Origin of the sequence: Paraburkholderia sp. BR10937 (assembly GCF_040965695.1) — a bacterium.
GTDB lineage: Bacteria > Pseudomonadota > Gammaproteobacteria > Burkholderiales > Burkholderiaceae > Paraburkholderia.
This window is the reverse complement of the sequence record NZ_JBFRCL010000064.1, coordinates 22,699-42,179: the sequence shown is the minus strand read 5'-3', so window position 1 is coordinate 42,179 and position 19,481 is coordinate 22,699. Positions and strand designations below refer to the sequence as shown.

General features: G+C 67.4%; 14 protein-coding genes. 7 read left to right on the top strand and 7 right to left on the bottom strand.

From position 1 onward, the window contains the following. Positions 1–363: 363 nt before the first annotated feature. On the top strand, positions 364–1,311 hold the full coding sequence (ligD, locus tag AB4Y44_RS35340; protein ID WP_368702107.1) for a non-homologous end-joining DNA ligase: 948 nt from the start codon (positions 364–366) through the stop codon (positions 1,309–1,311). A 303-nt stretch (positions 1,312–1,614) separates the two neighbouring features. Then, positions 1,615–2,184, top strand: a complete 570-nt coding sequence (locus AB4Y44_RS35335; protein ID WP_368702106.1) for a DUF6013 family protein — start codon at positions 1,615–1,617, stop codon at positions 2,182–2,184. A 65-nt stretch (positions 2,185–2,249) separates the two neighbouring features. Here AB4Y44_RS35335 and fetB read toward each other — a convergent pair whose 3' ends face one another. Together fetB and AB4Y44_RS35325 are read right to left on the bottom strand one after the other, a co-directional pair. Then, positions 2,250–3,062 carry an iron export ABC transporter permease subunit FetB gene (gene fetB / locus AB4Y44_RS35330; protein WP_324159704.1) on the bottom strand — a complete coding sequence of 271 codons (813 nt, stop codon included), beginning with the start codon at positions 3,060–3,062 and terminating at the stop codon, positions 2,250–2,252. Further along, the gene (locus AB4Y44_RS35325; protein WP_342923953.1) at positions 3,059–3,805 is read right to left on the bottom strand and encodes an ATP-binding cassette domain-containing protein; all 747 of its coding nucleotides are present in this window, start codon (positions 3,803–3,805) and stop codon (positions 3,059–3,061) included. The genes fetB and AB4Y44_RS35325 overlap by 4 nt, the downstream gene beginning before the upstream one ends. A gap of 130 nt (positions 3,806–3,935) precedes the next feature. Here AB4Y44_RS35325 and AB4Y44_RS35320 point away from each other — a divergent pair, with 130 nt between their 5' ends. Beyond that, complete coding sequence (locus AB4Y44_RS35320; protein ID WP_368702105.1) at positions 3,936–6,488, top strand: AsmA family protein; 2,553 nt, start codon at positions 3,936–3,938, stop codon at positions 6,486–6,488. Positions 6,489–6,569: 81 nt separating this feature from the next. On the opposite strand, the gene AB4Y44_RS35315 is transcribed toward AB4Y44_RS35320, so the two are convergent. Continuing rightward, complete coding sequence (locus AB4Y44_RS35315; RefSeq protein WP_028206958.1) at positions 6,570–7,070, bottom strand: hypothetical protein; 501 nt, start codon at positions 7,068–7,070, stop codon at positions 6,570–6,572. Between the two features lie 513 nt (positions 7,071–7,583). Here AB4Y44_RS35315 and AB4Y44_RS35310 point away from each other — a divergent pair. From AB4Y44_RS35310 to AB4Y44_RS35300, 3 genes are all read left to right on the top strand, one after another. After that, positions 7,584–9,236: an ATP-binding protein gene (locus AB4Y44_RS35310; protein WP_342923893.1), complete on the top strand. Its 1,653-nt coding sequence runs from the start codon at positions 7,584–7,586 to the stop codon at positions 9,234–9,236. Positions 9,237–9,314: 78 nt separating this feature from the next. Beyond that, positions 9,315–9,815, top strand: coding sequence for a response regulator (locus AB4Y44_RS35305; RefSeq protein ID WP_368702104.1), 501 nt, complete (start codon positions 9,315–9,317; stop codon positions 9,813–9,815). Between the two features lie 98 nt (positions 9,816–9,913). After that, on the top strand, positions 9,914–11,911 hold the full coding sequence (locus tag AB4Y44_RS35300; protein WP_368702103.1) for a response regulator: 1,998 nt from the start codon (positions 9,914–9,916) through the stop codon (positions 11,909–11,911). Positions 11,912–11,989: 78 nt separating this feature from the next. Here AB4Y44_RS35300 and mscL read toward each other — a convergent pair whose 3' ends face one another. From mscL to mfd, 4 genes are all read right to left on the bottom strand, one after another. Further along, entirely contained in the window at positions 11,990–12,436 is a 447-nt protein-coding gene (gene mscL, locus AB4Y44_RS35295) for a large conductance mechanosensitive channel protein MscL (RefSeq protein WP_069268109.1), read from the bottom strand. A 177-nt stretch (positions 12,437–12,613) separates the two neighbouring features. Next, positions 12,614–13,624, bottom strand: coding sequence for a threonine/serine dehydratase (locus tag AB4Y44_RS35290; protein WP_368702102.1), 1,011 nt, complete (start codon positions 13,622–13,624; stop codon positions 12,614–12,616). A 21-nt stretch (positions 13,625–13,645) separates the two neighbouring features. Continuing rightward, positions 13,646–14,869, bottom strand: coding sequence for an acetylornithine deacetylase (gene argE, locus AB4Y44_RS35285; protein ID WP_368702101.1), 1,224 nt, complete (start codon positions 14,867–14,869; stop codon positions 13,646–13,648). A gap of 163 nt (positions 14,870–15,032) precedes the next feature. Beyond that, entirely contained in the window at positions 15,033–18,512 is a 3,480-nt protein-coding gene (gene mfd, locus AB4Y44_RS35280; RefSeq protein WP_368702100.1) for a transcription-repair coupling factor, read from the bottom strand. A gap of 237 nt (positions 18,513–18,749) precedes the next feature. On the opposite strand from mfd, the gene ispD reads away from it, so the two are divergent. Beyond that, on the top strand, positions 18,750–19,469 hold the full coding sequence (gene ispD / locus AB4Y44_RS35275) for a 2-C-methyl-D-erythritol 4-phosphate cytidylyltransferase (RefSeq protein WP_342923899.1): 720 nt from the start codon (positions 18,750–18,752) through the stop codon (positions 19,467–19,469). Positions 19,470–19,481 lie beyond the last annotated feature (12 nt).

The following is a 19,481-nucleotide window of genomic DNA, read 5'->3' as shown; positions in this document are numbered from 1 at the left end:
GCAAAGCCCGTTATTGTAACGTCCCGCCGACCGCTGCGGTCGCATGTGCCATCCGGTGCGCTTGCCCGCCTGGCGGATGCTTCCCTGTTTTTGGCGGGCGTTTGCGAACACCTTGCAGCGACGAAAGCGCGCATTCGAGGCACAATGAAAGCACGTGCGGCGATCCGACGGGGGCGGCCGCCGCGTGCCGTCAACCGAACGTGTCGCGACTCGCGTCGCGCGACGCGTCATGTGCGCCAAGGCGCCAGGGGAACCGGTATGCAGGACGCCCGCAAGGCCCCAACCACGATATCTGCCCGAACGCCGCGCGGCGAGCGGGCCCCGACATCGGACGCCGCCGCACCGGCCACGCCTGGCGCGTCCGTGCACCGCTTGCCTCGTAGCGCACGGCGTCGGCGCGACGACTCCGCCGACTGCGAAATCGACGGCATACGCATCACGAGCGCACGGCGCGTCATCGATGCGGACAGCGGCACGCACAAGCTCGAACTCGTGCGCTACTACGAGCGCGCCGCGCGCTGGATCCTGCCGCATCTGCGCGATCGCCCCGTATCGCTCGTGCGCGCGCCGCGCGGCTTGAGCGGCGAGATGTTCTTCCAGCGCCATCGCGCTCGCGCGCCGCTGCCCGAACTCAGCGAACACGAAGGGCTCGACCCGGGCCATCCGCCGCTGCTCACGATCGATACGGCGCGAGCGCTGGTGAGCGCCGTGCAGATGGACGTCATCGAGCTGCACACCTGGAACGCCTGCGTCCACGACATCGAGCGGCCCGATCGGGTCGTGTTCGACCTCGACCCCGATCCGTCGCTGGGCTGGGACCGCATGATCGAGGCGGCGCAGTCCACGCGCGCCTTGCTTGCGCAACTGAGGCTCGAATCGTTCTGCAAGACGAGCGGCGGCAAGGGGCTGCATATCGTCGTGCCGTTCACGCCGGAGGCGGGCTGGGACGACGCGAAGGCGTTCGCTCGTGCGGTTGCGCAGCATCTGGCCTCGGTCTGGCCCACGCAGATCACGGCCACCATGGGCCCCGAACATCGCAGGAAGAAGATCTTCGTCGACTATCTGCGCAATGCGCGCGGCGCGAGCACGGCGCTCGCGTATGGCGTGCGGGCGCGGCCGGGCATGGGCGTGTCCGTGCCGATCGGCTGGGACGAACTGGAGGCGACGACGGGCGGCGCGCAATGGACGCTTGCGACGATCGACGCGCGTCTCGCGCAGATCGAGCAAGCCGATCCCTGGGCGGCCTATGGGCGCGTGCGCCAGACGTTGACGGCGGAGCTGACGCTGGGTCTCGAAACCGCCGGCAAGTAGCGTCGCGAGGTGAGGGTTTGCGCGTGCCGTCCATGCACGACGCGTCGGCGCTGCAGACGACGCCCGGCGCCAACCGTGCGCTGTCGCACGGCTAGCAAATTGCTGGCGATGGCAAGCAGGATAAAACCTGGTCCGTTCGATGCATGTGCTCGGCGCAAGGCAGCGCGCAGCGCGCTAGACTGCTAACAGACCATCCGCCGCACGGGAGCGGAGCGTCGTACCTGGCGTTGCGCGGCTCGCCGCGTTCGTTGCGTACGCCGCTTTTCGCTTGCGGGCGCGGCCGTTCCCGCCAGGAGGTGACGCATGCCTTGCCGCAGCTCCCGCCATACTCGCCGCCGTCCCGCGGCGCTCGTCCAGTTTGTCCTCGCCGCTTCCTGCGCCCTCGCGTTGCCGGCATTCGCGGCTACACCGATCACGGTCACCTCGAAGGCCGCAACCGACGGGCCGATCCGCTATACCGTGCGGGTCGCATCGAAGGCGTTCGGCGACGCCCAGGAGACCCGCACACTGCGCTCGGGCGATACCGACGACTTTACCTGGCGCACCACGCCGCCCGGCGGTGCGGTCGCGACGCCGCAAGGCTGCCCGGACTATGCCTCGCTGCCGCTCGACGCGAACGGCGCGATGGTCCGGCAGACCCAGCTGCGTCTCGCGCCTATCGTCGCGAGCAACGGCACGGCCACCGTGCAGGTGAGCTTTCGCGCCCAGGCGCCGCACGGCACGCAGTCGGTGTCGAGCAACGGCGCGTCGATCACGTGCCCCGCCGTGGTCGCGCATAGCGAGGTCGCGCACCTTACGATGCCGACCAATGGCACCGCGAAGACGCTCAAGCTCAGCGACGGCACGCAGATCACGATCTCGGCGCAGCGCTAGGGCGCGCCTTGAGTGCGGGATGGCGCGGCACACAACGCACGCCGGCCGCGCACGGCGCCCAGGCGTTAAGCGCGTGCCTTGCGCTCGATGAGCCGCGCAACCAGAAAGCGATGCTGCGGCGAGAAGAGGCGCCGGTACGCGAGCAGCACCGCGCCCACCGTGCCGAGCGCCGACGAAGCCGCGATCAGGAACATGATCACGATTTGATAGCGCACGGCCTGTAGCGGCGATTGCCCCGCGAGCACCTGGCCCGTCATCATGCCGGGCAGGCTCACCACGCCGACCACGGCCATCTGGTTGAGCGTCGGAATCATGCCGGCGCGCACGGCCTCGCGGGCGCTCGCCTGTGCGGCTTCCCAGCGCGTAGCGCCCAGCGCGAGCGCGCTCTCCACACGGTCGCGCCGCGCGGTCAGCTCCTGCATCATGCGCTCCACGCCGAGCGACACCCCCGTCAGCGTGTTGCCGAGGATCATGCCGAGGATCGGAATCGCATATTGCGGTTCGTACCACGGCCGGATGCGGATCACCACGAAGAGCCCGACTGCCGCGACGAGCCACGCGCTCACCCAGATCGACACGATGCTGTCCGCGCGCTGACCGCCATAGGTGCGTGCGCCGCGCTGCGCCCCCGCAAAGCCCGCGATCAGCGTCATGAGTACCATGAGCGGCAGCACGACGTACCAGCGGTTGAACGCGAACACCCAGCCGAGCACGTAGCCGATCGCGAGCAGCTGCACGACGGTGCGCACGGCGGCCCACGCCAGCTTGCGTTCGAGGTCAAGCTTGAGCAGCACGGAGACCGCGCCGTTGACGAACACGAGCAGCGCCGCAATGGCGACGTCGCCGATGCCGAGGTTCTGCAGCACGCCCGGGCTCATTGTGCGGCTCCCTGCGCGAATGCCGAGCGCGTGGCGGGTTCTTCGAGCACCCCCGCGCGCATCGTCAGATGCCGCGCGCCTACGCGCTGTGCCTGGGCGGGATCGTGCGAGACCCAGACCGTAGCGCGCGCCGTACGCGCCTCGTCGAACCAGCCCGCGACGAGCGCTTCGACGGCGCGCGCCGATTCGGGGTCGAGAGACGCGGTCGGCTCGTCGAGCAGAAGCGCTTCGGGGTCGAGCTGGAGCACGCGCACGAGCGCCACGATCTGCGCTTCGCCGCCCGACAGCTCGGAAGTGTCACGCGCGAGGAAGTCGCTGGAACGGCCGATGGCGGCAAAGAGCGCGCCGGCGCGCGCCGGGTCGAATCGCATGTCGCGGTAGACCGCTAGCGTATAGGGGTAGCGCAGATTGTCCTCGACGCTGCCGTCCAGCAGGGCGGGCCGTTGCCGCAGGTACGCAATATGCCGCCGATAGTGGACAATGCGCCCGCGCGTGACCGGTTCGCCATGCCAGCGCACGTCGCCGCCGTCGAGCGGGTCGAGCAGCGCGAGCGCGCGCAGGAACACGCTCTTGCCCGAGCCGGACGGTCCCGTCAGCACGGCGCGCTCGCCCGCCTGCAGGGCGAAATCGGTGGGATGCAGCAGCCACTGGCCGCGTTGCGCGTCGCGCCGGGCGACCTGGTGCGCCTCGACGAGCGGCGCGCCATCGGCGTGGGGTGGGGGAAGTGGGTTGTGCTTGAGCATCGAAAGATTGCAAACAGGGCCGGCATACAGGTCGTGCGAGGCAGTCATGCCGATGGAACCGGGCACGCTGACTGCTCTTGCGGTATTGCAACATAGCAGGCCATACAACAACGCATAACGTGGAGTACGCATGACGTCACCGCAGCCCAAGCCTTTCCGCCTTGGCCGCACGCTCGCCAGGATCATCGCATGGCTCGTCGCGGTTGTCGTCGTGTTGATTGCCGTGCTCGTCGTCTTCATCCTGACGTTCGACTGGAACCACGCCAAACCCTACGTGAACGAGAAGGTCACCGAGGCCATCGGGCGGCCGTTCGCGATCGAAGGCGACCTCAAGGTGGGCTGGCAACGGCCGCCCGGCGAAACGGGCTGGCGCGCCTGGGTGCCCTGGCCGCGTTTTTCCGCCACGCAGATCCAGATTGCCAATCCCGACTGGACGAAGTCCCCGCAGTTCGCCACGCTCGACGAAATCGACTTCGAGGTGGCCGTGCTGCCGCTGCTGGCGCACGACATCGTGATTCCGGCGATCAATCTCGTGAATCCGTCGATCGACGTCGAGCGCCTCGTCGACGGGCGCAACAACTGGACCTTCAAGCTGGCCGCCTCGAGCGGGCCGTCGACGTGGCGGCTCAATCTGCACGACATTACGTTCTCGAGCGGCAATATCGCCGTGAGCGACCAGCAGACGAAAACCGACGTGAAGATCGTGGTGAGCCTGCTCGGGCGCGGCATCCCGATCGGCAAGGTGATGGAGGAACAGGAAGCGGCGTCGCGCCAGGGCTCCGCGCAGGTCATCGGGCGGGCGGGGGCGAACCGGCTGACGCAGCAGGTCAACAAGGAGCAGGCTTCGGAGGCGGCGGCCGCCAGCGCGGCCAGCGAGGCGAGCGGCGCGGCGGCTTCGGGCGTGCCGGCGGCCGCGAGTGTTGCCGGCGCAACCACGGGCGCGTCGGGGGCAACAAGTGCGCCAGCAGCCGGCTCGCCGGCGCTCGCCGCGAGCGCAGCGGGCAGCGCCAGCGGCGCCGTCGTCGGCTCGGGCGCGGCGCCCGCGCAGCCGCCCGTGAAACAGCCGTTTTACGCGATCGGCTGGACGATCAAGGGCACCTATGGCAAGACGGCGCTTTCGGGCGACGGCAAGCTTGGCGGCGTGCTCGCCCTGCAGGACGCGAAGCGTCCGTTCCCGATCCAGGCCGACGTGCGCGTGGGCGACATGCATATCGCGCTGGTCGGCACGGTCACCGACCCGATGCATCTGGCCGCCGTCGATCTGCGCCTGTGGCTGCAGGGGCAAAGCCTGGCGCACCTTTACAACCTCACCGGCGTGACGTTGCCCGAAACGCCGCCGTATGCCACCGAAGGCCACTTCGTCGGCAATTTCAGGCGCGGCGCGAGCGTGTTCCGCTATGAGAACTTCACGGGTCGGGTCGGCGGCAGCGATCTGAACGGCACGGTGGTCTACGAGCAACGCACGCCACGGCCGCTTTTGACCGGCGAGCTGGTCTCGAACCTGCTGCAGTTCTCGGACCTCGCGCCGATCATCGGCGCCGACAGCCGGGCCAGCAAGCAAAAGCGCGGCGACACGGTGACCCAGCCAGCCGATCGCGTGATTCCGGTCGAACAGTTCCGCACCGACCGCTGGAACGCCATCGACGCCGACGTCAAGTTCACGGGCCGGCGCATCATCAAGCAGGGCAGCCTGCCGGTGCAGGACCTCTACACGCACGTCGTGATGACGAACGGCGTGCTCGTGCTCGACCCGCTGCAGTTCGGCGTGGCGGGCGGCACGCTCGGCACGCGGCTGAACCTGGACGGCAGCGGCGCGCCGCTCAAGGCGCGCGGCACGCTCGAGGCGCGCCATTTGAAGCTCAAGCAGCTCTTCCCGAACTTCAAGACGATGCAGTCGGCGCTCGGCGAGATCAACGGCGACGCTTCGCTCACCGCGACCGGCAACTCGCCGGCGGCGCTCGCGGCGACCTCGAACGGCGAGGTGAAGCTGCTCGTCACACAGGGCACGATCAGCATGCTGCTCATGGAGGCGGCCGGCCTGAACGTGGCCAACGTGGTCTACGAAAAGCTGTTCGGCTCGCGCGACGTGAATATCAATTGCGCGGCGGCCGACTTCGTCGCGACCAACGGCGTGCTCGATCCACGCGTGTTCGCGCTCGACACCGACGACGCCGTGATCAATATCGACGGCCCGATCGATCTGCGCGACGAGTCGATGAACATGAAGATCCACCCGCACACCAAGGGCTTCCGCGTTTTCACGCTGCGCTCGCCGCTCTACGTGAAGGGCACCTTCAAGAACCCGCACGTGGGCGTGGATGCGACGGCGCTCGCGCTGCGCGGCGGCGCGATGATCGGGCTCGGTCTGATCAACCCGTTCGCCGCGCTGATTCCGCTCATCGCGCCGAGCAACAACAAGCCACTGCCGTGCGACACGCTGTTCGCTCAGATGCACCAGCATCCCGTGGCGCCGCCGCCGGGCCAGAAAATGCGCGCGCTGCCGAAGCCCGACCTCGGCAGCGCAGGCACGGGGGCGAGCGCGGCTGCGGCGACTGACAAGGCCGGCAAGGGCGATAAAGGTGACAAGGGCGCGAAAGCGGGCCCCGCCACGCGCAACGCGCCGTCGCCGGCCTCGGCGGGCAAGCCGACCCAAGGGCAGGAGCCGCTCTACAAGGGAAGCTGATTCGGGAAGCGGACGCGAAAAACACTGCGCCGGGCCAATCGACCCGGCGCAGTGTGCAGTGAACTTCGCTGGAAGCGCGACCTAGCGCAACGAACGCGGTGCCGTGTCGCCGGCGGCGTCCTGGCGGCGCGTCACGCGCCGGGTGGTCATGGTCGGACGCGCCGCGCCGAACTCGGGCAGGACCCGGCCGCGCGCGCGGCTCGCGAACACGAGGAAGCCGAAGCCGTCCGCCTCGTACCAGTAACCGCCATTCTCGAGGCCTTCGATCGGCTGCTCGAGCGCGTGAGCGATCGATTCGATGCAGCGCTTGCGCAATTCGCTCGTGCCCGGATAGGGCGGCTGCGCACCGCGCACGCTGCACAAGAGCACGTCGAGCCCCGGCAGGATATGCGCATAGAGCACGGGCTCGTCCTGCGCGCGCGCACGCGCGATCTTGGTATCCAGTTGGCCGAACGGTTTGAAATGGCTCAGCACGGCGAGAAATGACTCATCGCCGTCTGCCTTGACGCGTTTGCGCTTTTTCGGGAAGGACATAAAAATTCGCCTGAAAAAGGTGGATTGCAGTACACGCAGCGTTCCCATGCGACCACTCCCGGACTGGTGCGCCGCACGTCGATCCTTTATAGCACACGGATTTGCAGTGTTCATGAGGATAGAGATGGGGACGGTCCGCTTTAACGGCGCGCGGACCGCCTGAAGCGATCCGGCCTGCGCGGCGCGGCTTGCTGCCCCTGTTTCAAAACCCTCATCGCGTTCGCAAACGCCATGCCGGATCGCACGTCGCGCTCATGTAGATATCCCGGCGCTCTCTCGCTTGTCTCCGTCTCAATAATAGACCTGTGTGTGCACTCGGTGTGGCGAATTGCCGCAAAAAAGCGGGTTTTCCACGACGTGAAGTGTGTTGTGTCACATACATTGTCATCCTGAAAAATCGCGCAGATAATGTTGCGGTTCTGGTGCCCGCGGTTGCCTCCGGCGCCCTGAGCCAACCGGCATGGCGAGGTCGAACGCGGCGCGAGAGCTTGCAAAACGCATTGCAAAAAGCATGGCGAAAAGCACGGCGCGCCGCCCAGACCGCCACCGAACCAGACCGACATGAAACTCTTCGCCAAGGGGCTCTTGCTGATCGCGATTCCGAGCGTCATCGAACTGGCGCTGCTCGGCGTCGTGTTCGACACGCAGGGAAAGGCCGCGCTCGCGGCCAAACGCGCCGAGAACACGCAGCAAATCCTTTGGCAAGCCAACAGTCTCGTCGACCCGTTGCTGCGCGAAGCCGCACGCGTGCGCACTGGCATCGTGCTCGAAGACCCTTCCTTCATCGATCGCCACGCCGTCTGGACCGAGTTCTCCGACCGCATCACGCTGCTCGCGCGCATGGTCGCCGACAATCCGCGCCAGCTCGCGCGCGTCGAGCGCATGCGCGACGCCGCCTATGCATGGCGCAAGGAAGCGGGTGATATTGCCGATGCGTTGCGCACGGGCCGTAGCGCGCCGTTCGCGCGCGTGGCGGGCAACGGCATGCCGCCCGAGATCGAAACGGTGCGCGAGGTGCTGGGCGAGTTCATCGCCGAGGAGACGCGGCTCGACGAGGCCCGCGCGGCGATGCTGCGCGAGACGCGCGAGCGCCAGCAGGACGCGCTGATTTTCGCCGTGGTGGGCTCGATGCTGATCTGGGCGTTCACGGCCATGGCGTTTGCGCGCAACGTGGGCGTGCGTCTCGCCGCGCTCGGCGCGAACGCCGAGCGTCTGGGCGATGGGGCGCCGCTCGCGCCGCCGCTCTCAGGCGACGATGAAATCGCCGCGCTCGATGCGGTGCTGCATCAGACCAGCGCGCGGCTGCGCGTGGCCGATCGCGAACAGGCCGCGCTGAAGGCGCAGCTGCAGGCGCGCGCCGCGGATCTGGCGAGCGCCAACGAGCATTTGCGCCAGGAGAGTCAGGACAACGAGATGTTCATCTACAGCGTGTCGCACGATTTGCGCTCGCCGCTCGTGAACCTGCAGGGTTTTTCGAAGGAGCTGCAAGTATCGTGCGACGACTTGCGCGCGCAGGTCGAAGCGGCGGGGCTGCCCGAACACGAATATCGCGCGATGGCCGAAGTGCTCGACGGCGATGTCGACGAATCGCTGAAATTTCTGCGTCAGGCGGTGGCGCGCGCGGCGGCCATCATCGACGCGCTGCTGCGCATCTCGCGCGCCGGGCGGCTCGAATACCGCTGGCAGCGCGTCAACGTCGCGCGGGTCGTCGAGCGCGTGCTCGGCGGCCTCGCCGAGGAACGCGCGAAGGCCGCGCGCATCGAAGTGGGCGAGTTGCCGCCCGCGTGGGGCGATCCGGCGGCGCTCGAGCAGATCTTCGGGAACCTCATCGAGAACGCGCTGCACCATCTCGATCCCGCGCGACCGGGCCGGGTCGAGATCGGCGCGCTGGAGGCCGGCGGCGAATCCGCCGGCGAAGCCGGTAATGGCGCGGGAAAAGACCGAGGAAAATCAGCGGCCGGAGAGCCTGGCGAACGTACGCGGACTTATTTTGTGCGCGACAATGGCGTTGGTATCGCGCAGGCGTATCTGCCCAAGCTGTTCCGCGCGTTTCAGCGGCTGCACGGCGGCGAATCGCCGGGGCAGGGCACCGGCCTCGCGCTCGCCAGGCGCATTGCGGAGCGCCATGGCGGGCGCGTCTGGGTCGAATCGACCGAGGGCGCGGGTTCGACGTTCTTCGTCGTGCTGCCCGACCAGCCGTTGCGTACCACATAGCGGGTAATCTGGCGTGCGCTGCGCCGCAAGCTTTCAACAAGCCTTAAAAAAGTTCATGCAGCACGTAGGAGAGTCGAGATGACGAACGGGGAACAGGTCAGCATCGTGCTGATCGAAGACGACGACGGGCATGCCACGCTGGTCGAGCGTAACCTGCGGCGTTCGGGGATCTCGAACGGCTTTCTGCGCTTTCGCGACGGCCAGGAAGCGCTCGATTACTTTTTCGGCACGCCGGGCGATCACCCGGCTGCGCACGCGAACTGGCCGTCACGCGACGCGCTCGGCAATTTTGTCGTGCTGCTCGACCTGCGCATGCCGCGCGTGGACGGCTTCGAGGTGCTGCGGCGCCTGAAAGCGGAGCCCGCCACGGCGTCGGTGCCGGTGATCGTGCTCACGACCACCGACGACCCGCGCGAGATCGAACGCTGCTATGAACTCGGCTGCAACGTGTACATCACGAAACCGGTCGAATATGACGCGTTCATCGAGGCCGTTCGCCGGCTCGGCTTCTTTCTCCAGGTCGTCAAGCTGCCGCCGGGACATCGCTTCGTTCAGGCGCGGCCGGCCGGCACCCAATAACGCATTACGCATGCATCACGCATGGATTCATCACGCATTGGCAATCGAATGGAAGAACGGCGGCAAGCCGGACCCGTACCCGAAGGGACGCTTCGCGCATGACTGAGGAAACCACGATGCTGGACGGCGCACGCGTGCTCGTCGTCGACGACGACGAAGGCATCCTGCGCCTCGCCCGCAAATCGCTGCTGCGCGCCGGGGCGCGCGTGGACACCTGCACGGGTGTCGGGGAGGCGCGCGCGCTGCTCGCCGTGCAGACGCCCGACGTGCTCGTGCTCGACTATCAGCTCGACGGTGCGGAAACGGGCCTCGACTTCTTTCGCCGCCTGCGTGCCGACGACGTGCGCGTGCCGGCCATCCTCGTGACCGGCTTCACCGACGAATCCCGTGTGATCGCCGCGTTGCGCGCGGGCGTCTCGGACGTGGTGCCGAAATCGGGCGACTATCTCGACTATCTGCCCGAAGCCGTCGCGCGTGTACTCTCGCAGGTCGCGCTGCAGCGCGCCTCCGACGAAGCGCTGCTCCTGCGCGACCGCGAAGAGCATTACCGCACGCTCTCCGAAGCCTTGCCGCACCTCGTGCTCACCTGCGGCGCCGACGGCAATTGCGACTTCGTCTCGAAGCAGTGGCTCGACTACACGGGCCTCGACGCGGGCCAGTCGCACGGTCTCGCATGGCTCGACGCCGTGCATGCCGACGATCGCGAGGAAATTCGCCACACGTGGCTGAAGGCCGTGAGCAGCGGCGCAGCCGATTACCGCCACGAGTTGCGGATTCGCCGCCACGATGGCATTTATCGATGGTTCGATGTCCGAATCGTTCCGATGCGCGACCCGCGCGGCGGCGTGAACAAATGGTTCGGCAGTTGCACCGACATCGACGCGCAGCGCGAAGCGACCCAGGAGCGCGAGCGCCTGCTCGCCTCGGAGCAGGCCGCGCGGCAGACCGCCGAAGAAGCCAACCGCGCGAAAGACCGCTTCCTCGCCATGCTTTCGCACGAGCTGCGCACGCCGCTCACGCCGGTGCTCGCGGGCACGCGTCTGCTGGAGCAGATCCCGGGCCTGCCCGAGGCGGCACGCGCGGGTGTGCTGATGATCCGCCGCAATATCGAACTCGAGGCGCGTCTGATCGACGATCTGCTCGATCTCACGCGCGTGGCCAACGGCAAGCTGAGCCTTGCGCTCGAGACGGTCGACGTGCACGAGGTGATCGAGGCCGTGCTCGAGCTCTTCCACAGCGAAATCCAGATCAAGCAGCAGGACGTCCACGTCGATCTGCGCGCGCAGCAGCACTACGTGCGCGGCGACCGTGCGCGCCTGCAGCAGATGCTCTGGAATCTCGTGCGCAACGCCGCGAAGTTCACGCCTGACGGCGGCCACATCTACGTGCGCACGCGCGACGAGCGCATGCAGGTGGAGATCGAGGTCGAGGATACGGGCATCGGCATCGCGCCCGAGCAGATCGGCAAGCTCTTTCATGCCTTCGAGCAGGGCAGCCACAATCTCACGCGCCAGTTCGGCGGCCTCGGTCTAGGCCTCGCCGTGACACGGGCGCTGACCGAGGCGCATGGCGGCAACGTGAGCGCAAGGAGCCCCGGCGCGCATTGTGGCGCGACCTTCACCATCATGCTGCCGACCGCGGCGCGCGGCGAGGGGGCGGCGGCGGCCGCCGAGTTGCGCGGGCCGCACCGGGTGGGCGCACTGAACATCCTGCTGATCGAGGATCACGAGGACACGGCCGAGGTCATGTCGCAGCTGATGCGCACGGGCGGCCACGAGGTGGCGGTGGCGGGCAGCGTGGCCGGCGCGCTCGCGCTCACGGCCAGCATGGCCTTCGACCTCGTGGTGAGCGACATCGGCCTGCCGGATGGCTCGGGCATCGACTTCATCCGGGCGTTTCGTGCGCAATCAACGGCGCCCGCCATCGCGCTCACCGGCTTCGGCACCGACGACGACGTGCGCCGCAGCGTCGAAGCGGGTTTTACTGCGCATCTCACGAAGCCCGTCAACTTCGAGCAGCTCGAACGGCTGATCGAAGAGGCCGCAGCCGCGCGCAGCACGGCGGCCGAGCCCGATTCCGCCGCGCCTCGTTCCTGACGCCGTCTGGATCCGGGCACAAAAAAGCCCGCGCGGCCTTGCGGCGGCGCGGGCTTTTGTCCGGGCGCTCGTGCGGGCTTAGCGCGGATTGTTCTGCAGCGAATCGCGGATCTCGCGCAGCAGCAGCACGTCTTCGGGCGTGGGCGGCGGCTCGGCGGGCGCGGCGGCTTGCGGCTGGCGCAGCTTGTTGATGAACTTCACCATCAAAAAGATGATGAACGCGAGAATGACGAAGTTGATCACCGCGGTGATGAACGAGCCATAGCCGAATACGGCCACGCCCGCGGTCTGCAGGTCCTTGTACGACTCGGGGTTGCCTTTGTAGCTGGCCGGAATGTGGCCGAGCCGCACGAACATGTTCGAGAAGTCGAGGCCGCCCGTGATCACGCCGATGACCGGCATGATGAGGTCTTTCACGATCGAGTTGACAATGCTCGAAAACGCGCCGCCGATGATCACACCGACGGCGAGATCCATCACGTTGCCTTTGACGGCGAATTCCTTGAACTCCTGGACGATGCTCATGAGCGGGTTCTCCCTGAATGGCGCAGCACGGGGCTGGGGTCAATACGGCGTATTGGCGCAATCATAGCGAACGCATCCGTATCGCGGTAGCAATTTGACATTCCCTGACCTTTTGCCGGGGACCGGCGACGAAGTCCCGGCGAACGCACGCGGCGTGCCCATCGCGCGTACGTGCCGTTAGCGCGCGAGCGAGATCTGCTGGTGGAAGGTCGCCGGGTCGGTGTTGGTGCCACACAGCAGCACGCCGACGCGTTTGCCTTGCAGCGTGTCGCGCAGCGGCCCGAGCAAGCCCGCCGTGGCGGTGGCGCAAGCGGGCTCCACGGCGAGCTTGAGCTGCTCGAAGAGCACGCGCATCGCGCTGCGCAAGGCGTCGTCGGAGACCGTGACCACGCGCTCGAGATGACGCCGGCACAGCGTGTAGCTGTATTGCTCGGCATGCGGCGACATGAGCGAGTCGGCGATCGAGTGCATGTGGGTCAGGCGCACCGTGTGGTTCGCGGCGAAGCTGCGCGCCATCACGTCCGAGCCCTCGGGCTCGACGCCATACACGCGCACGCGCGGATTCGCCAGCCGCAGCGCGGTGGCGACGCCCGCAGCGAGCCCGCCGCCGCCGATGGGCACGACGACCGCGTCGAGATCGGGCGCCTGGGTGGCCCATTCGTAGCCGAGCGTGGCCGTGCCGAGCACCGTGCGATAGCCGTTGAAGGGATGCACGAAATAGCGTCCCTCGTCGGTCTCGATACGGCGCACGATCTCGAACGCCTCGCTGCTGTTGCCCGCCACGACGATTTCCGCGCCAAAGCGCTTGCACTGCGCGACGCGTGCCGCGCTCGCGGTGCGAAAGAGCACGACCTTCGCGCTGATGCCGAGGCGCATCGCCGCATACGCGACGGCAATGGCGTGATTGCCGCCCGACACGCAGGTGACGCCGGCGCTGCGCTGCGCGGCGTCGAGTGCGAGCAGATGCGTGAACGCGGCGCGCACCTTGAAGCTGCCGCTCGACTGCAGCAGCTCGAACTTGAAGTTCACGAGCGTCGCTTCGAGCGTGGACAGATCGTGGCGGTCGAACACCGGCGTGCGCAGCACCCACGGCGCGAGCGCGAAATGCTGCGAGGCGATCTCGTCGAGCGTGGGGATCGCCTCACCGTCGATCGTGTGGCTGGTGGGCAGCGGCGCGGCGGTGGACATGATGGTGCGCGTCCGCCGTGGTTACCGTGCCAGGGCTTCGACGGACATGCCGTGCACGAGCTTGCGCAGGAAACCTTCGCAGGCCGCGAGCTGTTCGAGCGAGACGTATTCGTTCGGCTTGTGCGCCTGCTGGATGTCGCCGGGGCCGCACACCACGCTCGGAATGCCCGCGCGTGCGAACAGGCCCGCCTCGGTGCCATAGGCCACCTTGCGGCGCGCCTGGTCGGCCGTGAGCGCGCGCACGAGCTGCGTGATCGCGGCCTGCTCGGTGGCGTCGAGGCCCGGTGCCGCGGCGATCTTCGTGAACTCGATCGCGCCCACCGCGTGCTCGCGCTGCATCTTCGGCACGAGCGTTTCGCGCGCGTACTGCTCGATGCGCGCGAAGATCGTGTCGGGGTCGAGCGTCGGCAGATTGCGGAACTCGAACGCGAAGCGGCATTCGGCCGGCACCGTGTTGATGGCGTTGCCGCCTTCGATCGTGCTCGTCTGCGCGGTCGTGAACGGCACGTCGTAAAGCTCGTCGAACGGACCGTTCGCGCGGAACTCGTCGGCCATGTCACGGATGTAGCAGATGAGGCGCGCCGCGTACTCGATCGCGTTCAGGCCGCGCGGCGTGAGCGACGAATGGGCGGCCTGGCCGCGCACGCAGCACTGGTACGCGTTGATGCCCTTGTGCGCGACGATGGGGCGCATGCTGGTGGGCTCGCCCACGATGCAGCCTTCGGGTTTCACGCCGCGCTTCACGAGTTCTTCGATCATGAGCGGCGCGCCGACGCAGCCCACTTCCTCGTCGAACGAGAGCGCGAGATGCAGAGGCTTCGCCAGTTTCGTCTGCTGGATCTCGGGCAGGAGGGTGAGCGCCGCGCCGATGAAACCCTTCATGTCACAAGTGCCGCGGCCATAGAGCAGGCCGTCGCGAATCTCGGGCTTGAATGGGTCGCTGTCCCATTTCTGGCCGTCCACGGGCACCACGTCGGTGTGGCCCGAGAGCACGATGCCGCCGTTCGTCTCGCCGTCGTGCGCGGGGATCGTGGCGAACAGGTTGGCCCATTTGCCGTCGCGGCCGTAAGTGAGCGTCGACTCGATACCGCGCGCGCGCAGATCGTCGCGCACCGTCTCGATCAGGCCGAGATTCGGATGGCGGCTGACCGTATCCATCGAAACCAGACGGGTGACCCAGGGGAGCGAAGCGGGAAGGGCGGCGGAAGGCGACGACGACTGCGCTGTTTCAGCGGCGAGGGACATGTTGGACTCCAGCTTGCTTGTATTCTTCATCTTACCCAAAAAGAATGCGTCAAGCCAAAGCGCCTGAAGCCGGCAAGCGCAACGTTCTATTGCGCTTGCCGGTCGTTAGTCTGCGATGCCGCGCCGCAGCATCGCCCGTGCCGCGACGCCGCTGTGGCAGCGTTCAGCGCGATGCGCCAGCGCGATTGGGCGCGCCGAGCGCGCGCAAGGTCTCCTTCACGGTCGCCACGCGCACCGCGAGATCGGGGCTGCGCGTTTCGATGCGCAGCTTGTCCTGTCCCGCGAGCTTGATGTGCTTGTGCTTCTGCACCATCTCGATGATACGCATGGCGTCCACGGGCGGATTCGGCACGAACTGCAGGCCGATGGCCGCTTCGCCCGCATCGATCTTCGTGATGCCGAGCGGCTTGGCCGCCAGACGCAGGCGGTGCGTTTCGATCAGCGCATGCGCCTGCGCCGGCATCTTGCCGAAGCGGTCGATCAGCTCTTCCTGAATGCCGTCGATCGAATCGTCGTGCTCGCAGTTCGCGAGCCGCTTGTAGAGCGACAGACGCTCCTGCACGTCGCCGCAATAGTCGGCGGGCAGGATGGCAGGCGCGTGGAGGTTGATCTCGGTGGTTGCCGCGAGCGGCGCGTTCAGATCGGGCTCGCGGCCGTCTTTCAGCGCCTTCACCGCATCGTTGAGCATGTCCGTATACAACTGGAAGCCGATCTCCTGGATCTCGCCCGACTGCTTGTCGCCGAGCACCTCGCCCGTCCCGCGGATCTCGAGGTCGTGCATCGCCAGATAGAAGCCCGAACCGAGTTCCTCCATCTGCTGAATGGCTTCGAGCCGCCGTTGCGCCTGCTTCGTGAGCCCTTGCGGATCGTGCACGAGCAAATACGCGTACGCCTGGTGGTGCGAGCGCCCGACACGGCCGCGCAACTGGTGCAGTTGCGCGAGACCGAACTTGTCGGAACGGTGGATGAGGATCGTGTTGGCCGTCGGCACGTCGATGCCGGTCTCGATGATCGTCGTACAGAGCAGCACGTTCGCACGTTGCGCCACGAAATCGCGCATCACGGCTTCGAGTTCGCGCTCGTGCATCTGGCCGTGCGCCACGGCGATGCGTGCTTCCGGCACGAGCGCTTCGAGCATCGCGCGGCGGTTCTCGATGGTCTCGACTTCGTTGTGCAGGAAGTACACCTGGCCGCCGCGCTTGAGTTCGCGCAGCATGGCCTCGCGAATCACGCTGTCTTCCTCACGGCGCACGAAGGTCTTGATGGCGAGGCGCTTTTGCGGCGCGGTCGCGATCACGGAGAAGTCGCGCAGGCCTTCGAGCGCCATACCGAGGGTACGCGGAATCGGCGTGGCGGTGAGCGTGAGCACGTCGACTTCCGCGCGCAATGCCTTGAGCGCCTCTTTCTGGCGCACCCCGAAGCGGTGCTCCTCGTCGATGATGACGAGCCCGAGGCGTTTGAACTGAACATCGGACGAAAGCAACTTGTGCGTGCCGATCACGATATCGACGCTGCCGTCGTTGATCTGCTGGATCGCGCCGCTCACTTCCTTGGCGGACTTGAAGCGCGATAGCTCGGCGATGCGCACGGGCCAGTCGGCGAAGCGGTCCGTGAAGGTCTGCGTGTGCTGCTCGGCGAGCAGCGTGGTGGGCGAGAGAATCGCCACCTGTTTGCCGCCCATCACGGCGATGAATGCCGCGCGCAATGCCACTTCGGTCTTGCCGAAGCCGACGTCGCCGCACACGAGGCGGTCCATCGGCTTGCCGCTCGTCATGTCGCCGATCACGGCGGCGATGGCGGCGGCCTGGTCGGGCGTTTCCTCGAAGCCGAAACTCTCCGCGAACTTGACGTAGTCGCGCGGTTCGAGCGCGAACGCGTGGCCTTCGCGCGCGGCGCGGCGCGCGTAGAGATTCAGGAGTTCGGCGGCCGTGTCGCGGATCTGCTGCGCGGCCTTGCGGCGCGCCTTTTCCCACTGGCCCGAGCCGAGCGCATGCAGCGGCGCGCTGTCGGGATCGGCGCCGCTGTAGCGCGAAATCACGTGCAGCTGCGACACCGGCACGTAGAGCTTGCTGCCGTTCGCGTATTCGAGGTGCAGGAACTCGGTATCGCCTTCGCCGAGGTCCATCGTCACGAGGCCGTGATAGCGTCCGATGCCGTGCTGCGCATGGACCACCGGATCGCCCACTTTCAACTCGGAGAGGTCGCGCACCATCGAATCGACGTTGCTCGCCTGTTCCTGGCGGCGGCGCCCCGCGCGGCGCGCGAGCGGGCCGTAAAGCTCGGTCTCGGTGATGACCGCGAGCTCCTCGCCCGGCAGCGAGAAGCCCGTGGAAAGGGGCGCGACGCCCATCGCGAAACGCTCGTCGCCGGTGAGCCAGTCCTCGAAGCTGTCCGCGCTCGCGGGGCGCAGGTGGTTGTCGGCGAGCAGCTGCGCGATGGTTTCGCGCCGGCCCGCCGATTCCACCGCGAACAGCACACGGTTCTTCGTCGTGTCGAGATACGCGCGCAGCGATGCGAGCGGGTCGTCGGCGTGGCGGTCGATCGCGAGGCTCGGCAGCGCCGTGGCCCAGCCGCCCGCGCTCGTGGCGGGCAGCACGAGGCGCGCGAACGGCTTCGCGAACGTGAAGAAGTCCTCGTCGGTCAGGAACAGGCGCTGCGGCTCCAGGATCGGCCGCTCGCGGTCGTGCGAGAGGAAGTTGTGGCGCTGCTTCGTGTCGTTCGTGAAGCGGCGGATCGACGTGTCGAGGTCGCCCGAGAACACCAGCTGGGCGTTTGCCGGCAGATAGTGGAAAAGCGTGGCCGTCTCTTCGAAGAAGAGCGGCAGGTAGTATTCGATGCCCGCCGACGGCACGCCGTTGCCCATGTCCTTGTAAATCGTCGCGCGGCTCGGGTCGCCCTCGAACACCTCGCGCCAGCGGCTGCGAAACGCCGTGCGCGCGGCTTCGTCGAACGGGAACTCGCGGCCCGGCAGCAGGCGCACGTCCTTCACGGGATAGAGGCTGCGCTGGCTGTCCGGATCGAACGCGCGGATCGAGTCGACCTGGTCGTCGAAGAGGTCGATGCGGTACGGCAGCGGCGAGCCCATCGGAAAGAGGTCGATGAGCGAGCCGCGCACGCAGTATTCGCCCGGGCGCACCACCTGGCTCACGTGCTCGTAGCCCGCGAGCGTGAGCTGCGACTTGAGCTTCGCTTCGTCGAGGCGCTCGCCCTGCGAGAACGAGAACGTATAGGCCGCGAGGAACGAGGCGGGCGGCATGCGGTAGAGCGCCGTGGTGGCCGGCACGATGAGAATGTCGCAGCGGCCTTCGCCGAGATCGTGCAGCGTCGCGAGGCGCTCGGAAACGAGGTCCTGGTGCGGCGAGAACGTGTCGTACGGCAGCGTTTCCCAGTCGGGCAGAAGCCGTACACGCGCCTCGGGCGCGAAGAACGGAATTTCCTGGGCGAGGCGCTGCGCGTCCACGGCGCTCGCGCAGATCACGGCGAGCAGCGGCGCACGGGCGGCGCTGGCGCGCGCGGCCTCGCGGTAGCGGGCGATCAGGAGCGCGTCGGACGAGCCGTGCGTGCCGTCGAACGCGTAGCGCTGCCCCGGCTTGACGACGGCAACGGGGGACGGAGACTGCGAGGAAGCGGCGATATCGGACATGGGCAACAGGGTGGCCGACGATTGTGTCGGCGCTTGTGTCGGTATGGTGGCCAGTTCAGTTCGGGCACGGTGCAACGCCGGAATATGGGGGCCGGTTTGTGGACTTCAAGCGAAACCGGCGCGGTTTTCCTTAGGTTGCGCGGGCATTCCATGGCCGTTTTGCGGGCGTCCGGCGTGCGGGTAAGGGACCTATTATAAAATCCGTCCTTTACTTTGACTCATGCGGCTCGCGACACCGTGACTTCACGCCTCTTTGCCCTGATTCCGTGCGCCGGCACCGGCAGCCGGTCGGGCTCGGCCATGCCGAAACAATATCGAATCGTTGCCGGACGCGACCTCCTGCACTATACGCTTGCCGCTTTTGACGCCTGCAACGAATTCTCGCAGACGCTCGTGGTGATTTCTCCCGACGATAACCACTTCGATGCCCGGCGCTTTGGCGGCTTGCGCTTTGCCGTGCGCCGCTGCGGCGGCGCCTCGCGCCAGGCTTCGGTCTACAACGGCCTCGCCGCGCTCGCCGAATTCGGCGCAACCGACGACGACTGGGTGCTCGTGCACGACGCCGCGCGCCCCGGCATTACGCCCGCGCTGATCCGCGCGCTAGTCGAGTCGCTCAAGGACGACCCCGTGGGCGGCATCATGGCGCTGCCGGTGGCCGACACGCTCAAGCGCGTCGCGCCGAAGGACCCCGCGGCGCCCGGCGCGCATATCGCGTGCACCGAATCGCGCGACGGCCTCTGGCAGGCCCAGACCCCGCAGATGTTCCGCATCGGCATGCTGCGCACGGCCATCGAGCGCGCGCAGCAGGACGGCCACGATCTCACCGACGAAGCGAGTGCGATCGAGTGGCTCGGTCACGCGCCGCGGCTCGTGCAGGGGAGCCTGCGCAACTTCAAGGTGACGTACCCCGAAGATTTCGCGCTCGCCGAAGCGATCCTCAGCCGGCCCGCAGAGTAAGCGCGCCGCAAT

Bases quoted from the DNA above. Each gene is read 5' to 3' on its own strand.
- argE (WP_368702101.1), bottom strand. From the start codon at position 14,869: ATGTCCCTCGCCGCTGAAACAGCGCAGTCGTCGTCGCCTTCCGCCGCC.
- AB4Y44_RS35305 (WP_368702104.1), top strand. From the start codon at position 9,315: ATGACGAACGGGGAACAGGTCAGCATCGTGCTGATCGAAGACGACGAC.
- AB4Y44_RS35325 (WP_342923953.1), bottom strand. From the start codon at position 3,805: ATGCTCAAGCACAACCCACTTCCCCCACCCCACGCCGATGGCGCGCCG.
- AB4Y44_RS35320 (WP_368702105.1), top strand. From the start codon at position 3,936: ATGACGTCACCGCAGCCCAAGCCTTTCCGCCTTGGCCGCACGCTCGCC.
- fetB (WP_324159704.1), bottom strand. From the start codon at position 3,062: ATGAGCCCGGGCGTGCTGCAGAACCTCGGCATCGGCGACGTCGCCATT.
- mscL (WP_069268109.1), bottom strand. From the start codon at position 12,436: ATGAGCATCGTCCAGGAGTTCAAGGAATTCGCCGTCAAAGGCAACGTG.
- AB4Y44_RS35300 (WP_368702103.1), top strand. From the start codon at position 9,914: ATGACTGAGGAAACCACGATGCTGGACGGCGCACGCGTGCTCGTCGTC.
- AB4Y44_RS35290 (WP_368702102.1), bottom strand. From the start codon at position 13,624: ATGTCCACCGCCGCGCCGCTGCCCACCAGCCACACGATCGACGGTGAG.
- AB4Y44_RS35315 (WP_028206958.1), bottom strand. From the start codon at position 7,070: ATGGGAACGCTGCGTGTACTGCAATCCACCTTTTTCAGGCGAATTTTT.
- AB4Y44_RS35310 (WP_342923893.1), top strand. From the start codon at position 7,584: ATGAAACTCTTCGCCAAGGGGCTCTTGCTGATCGCGATTCCGAGCGTC.
- mfd (WP_368702100.1), bottom strand. From the start codon at position 18,512: ATGTCCGATATCGCCGCTTCCTCGCAGTCTCCGTCCCCCGTTGCCGTC.
- AB4Y44_RS35335 (WP_368702106.1), top strand. From the start codon at position 1,615: ATGCCTTGCCGCAGCTCCCGCCATACTCGCCGCCGTCCCGCGGCGCTC.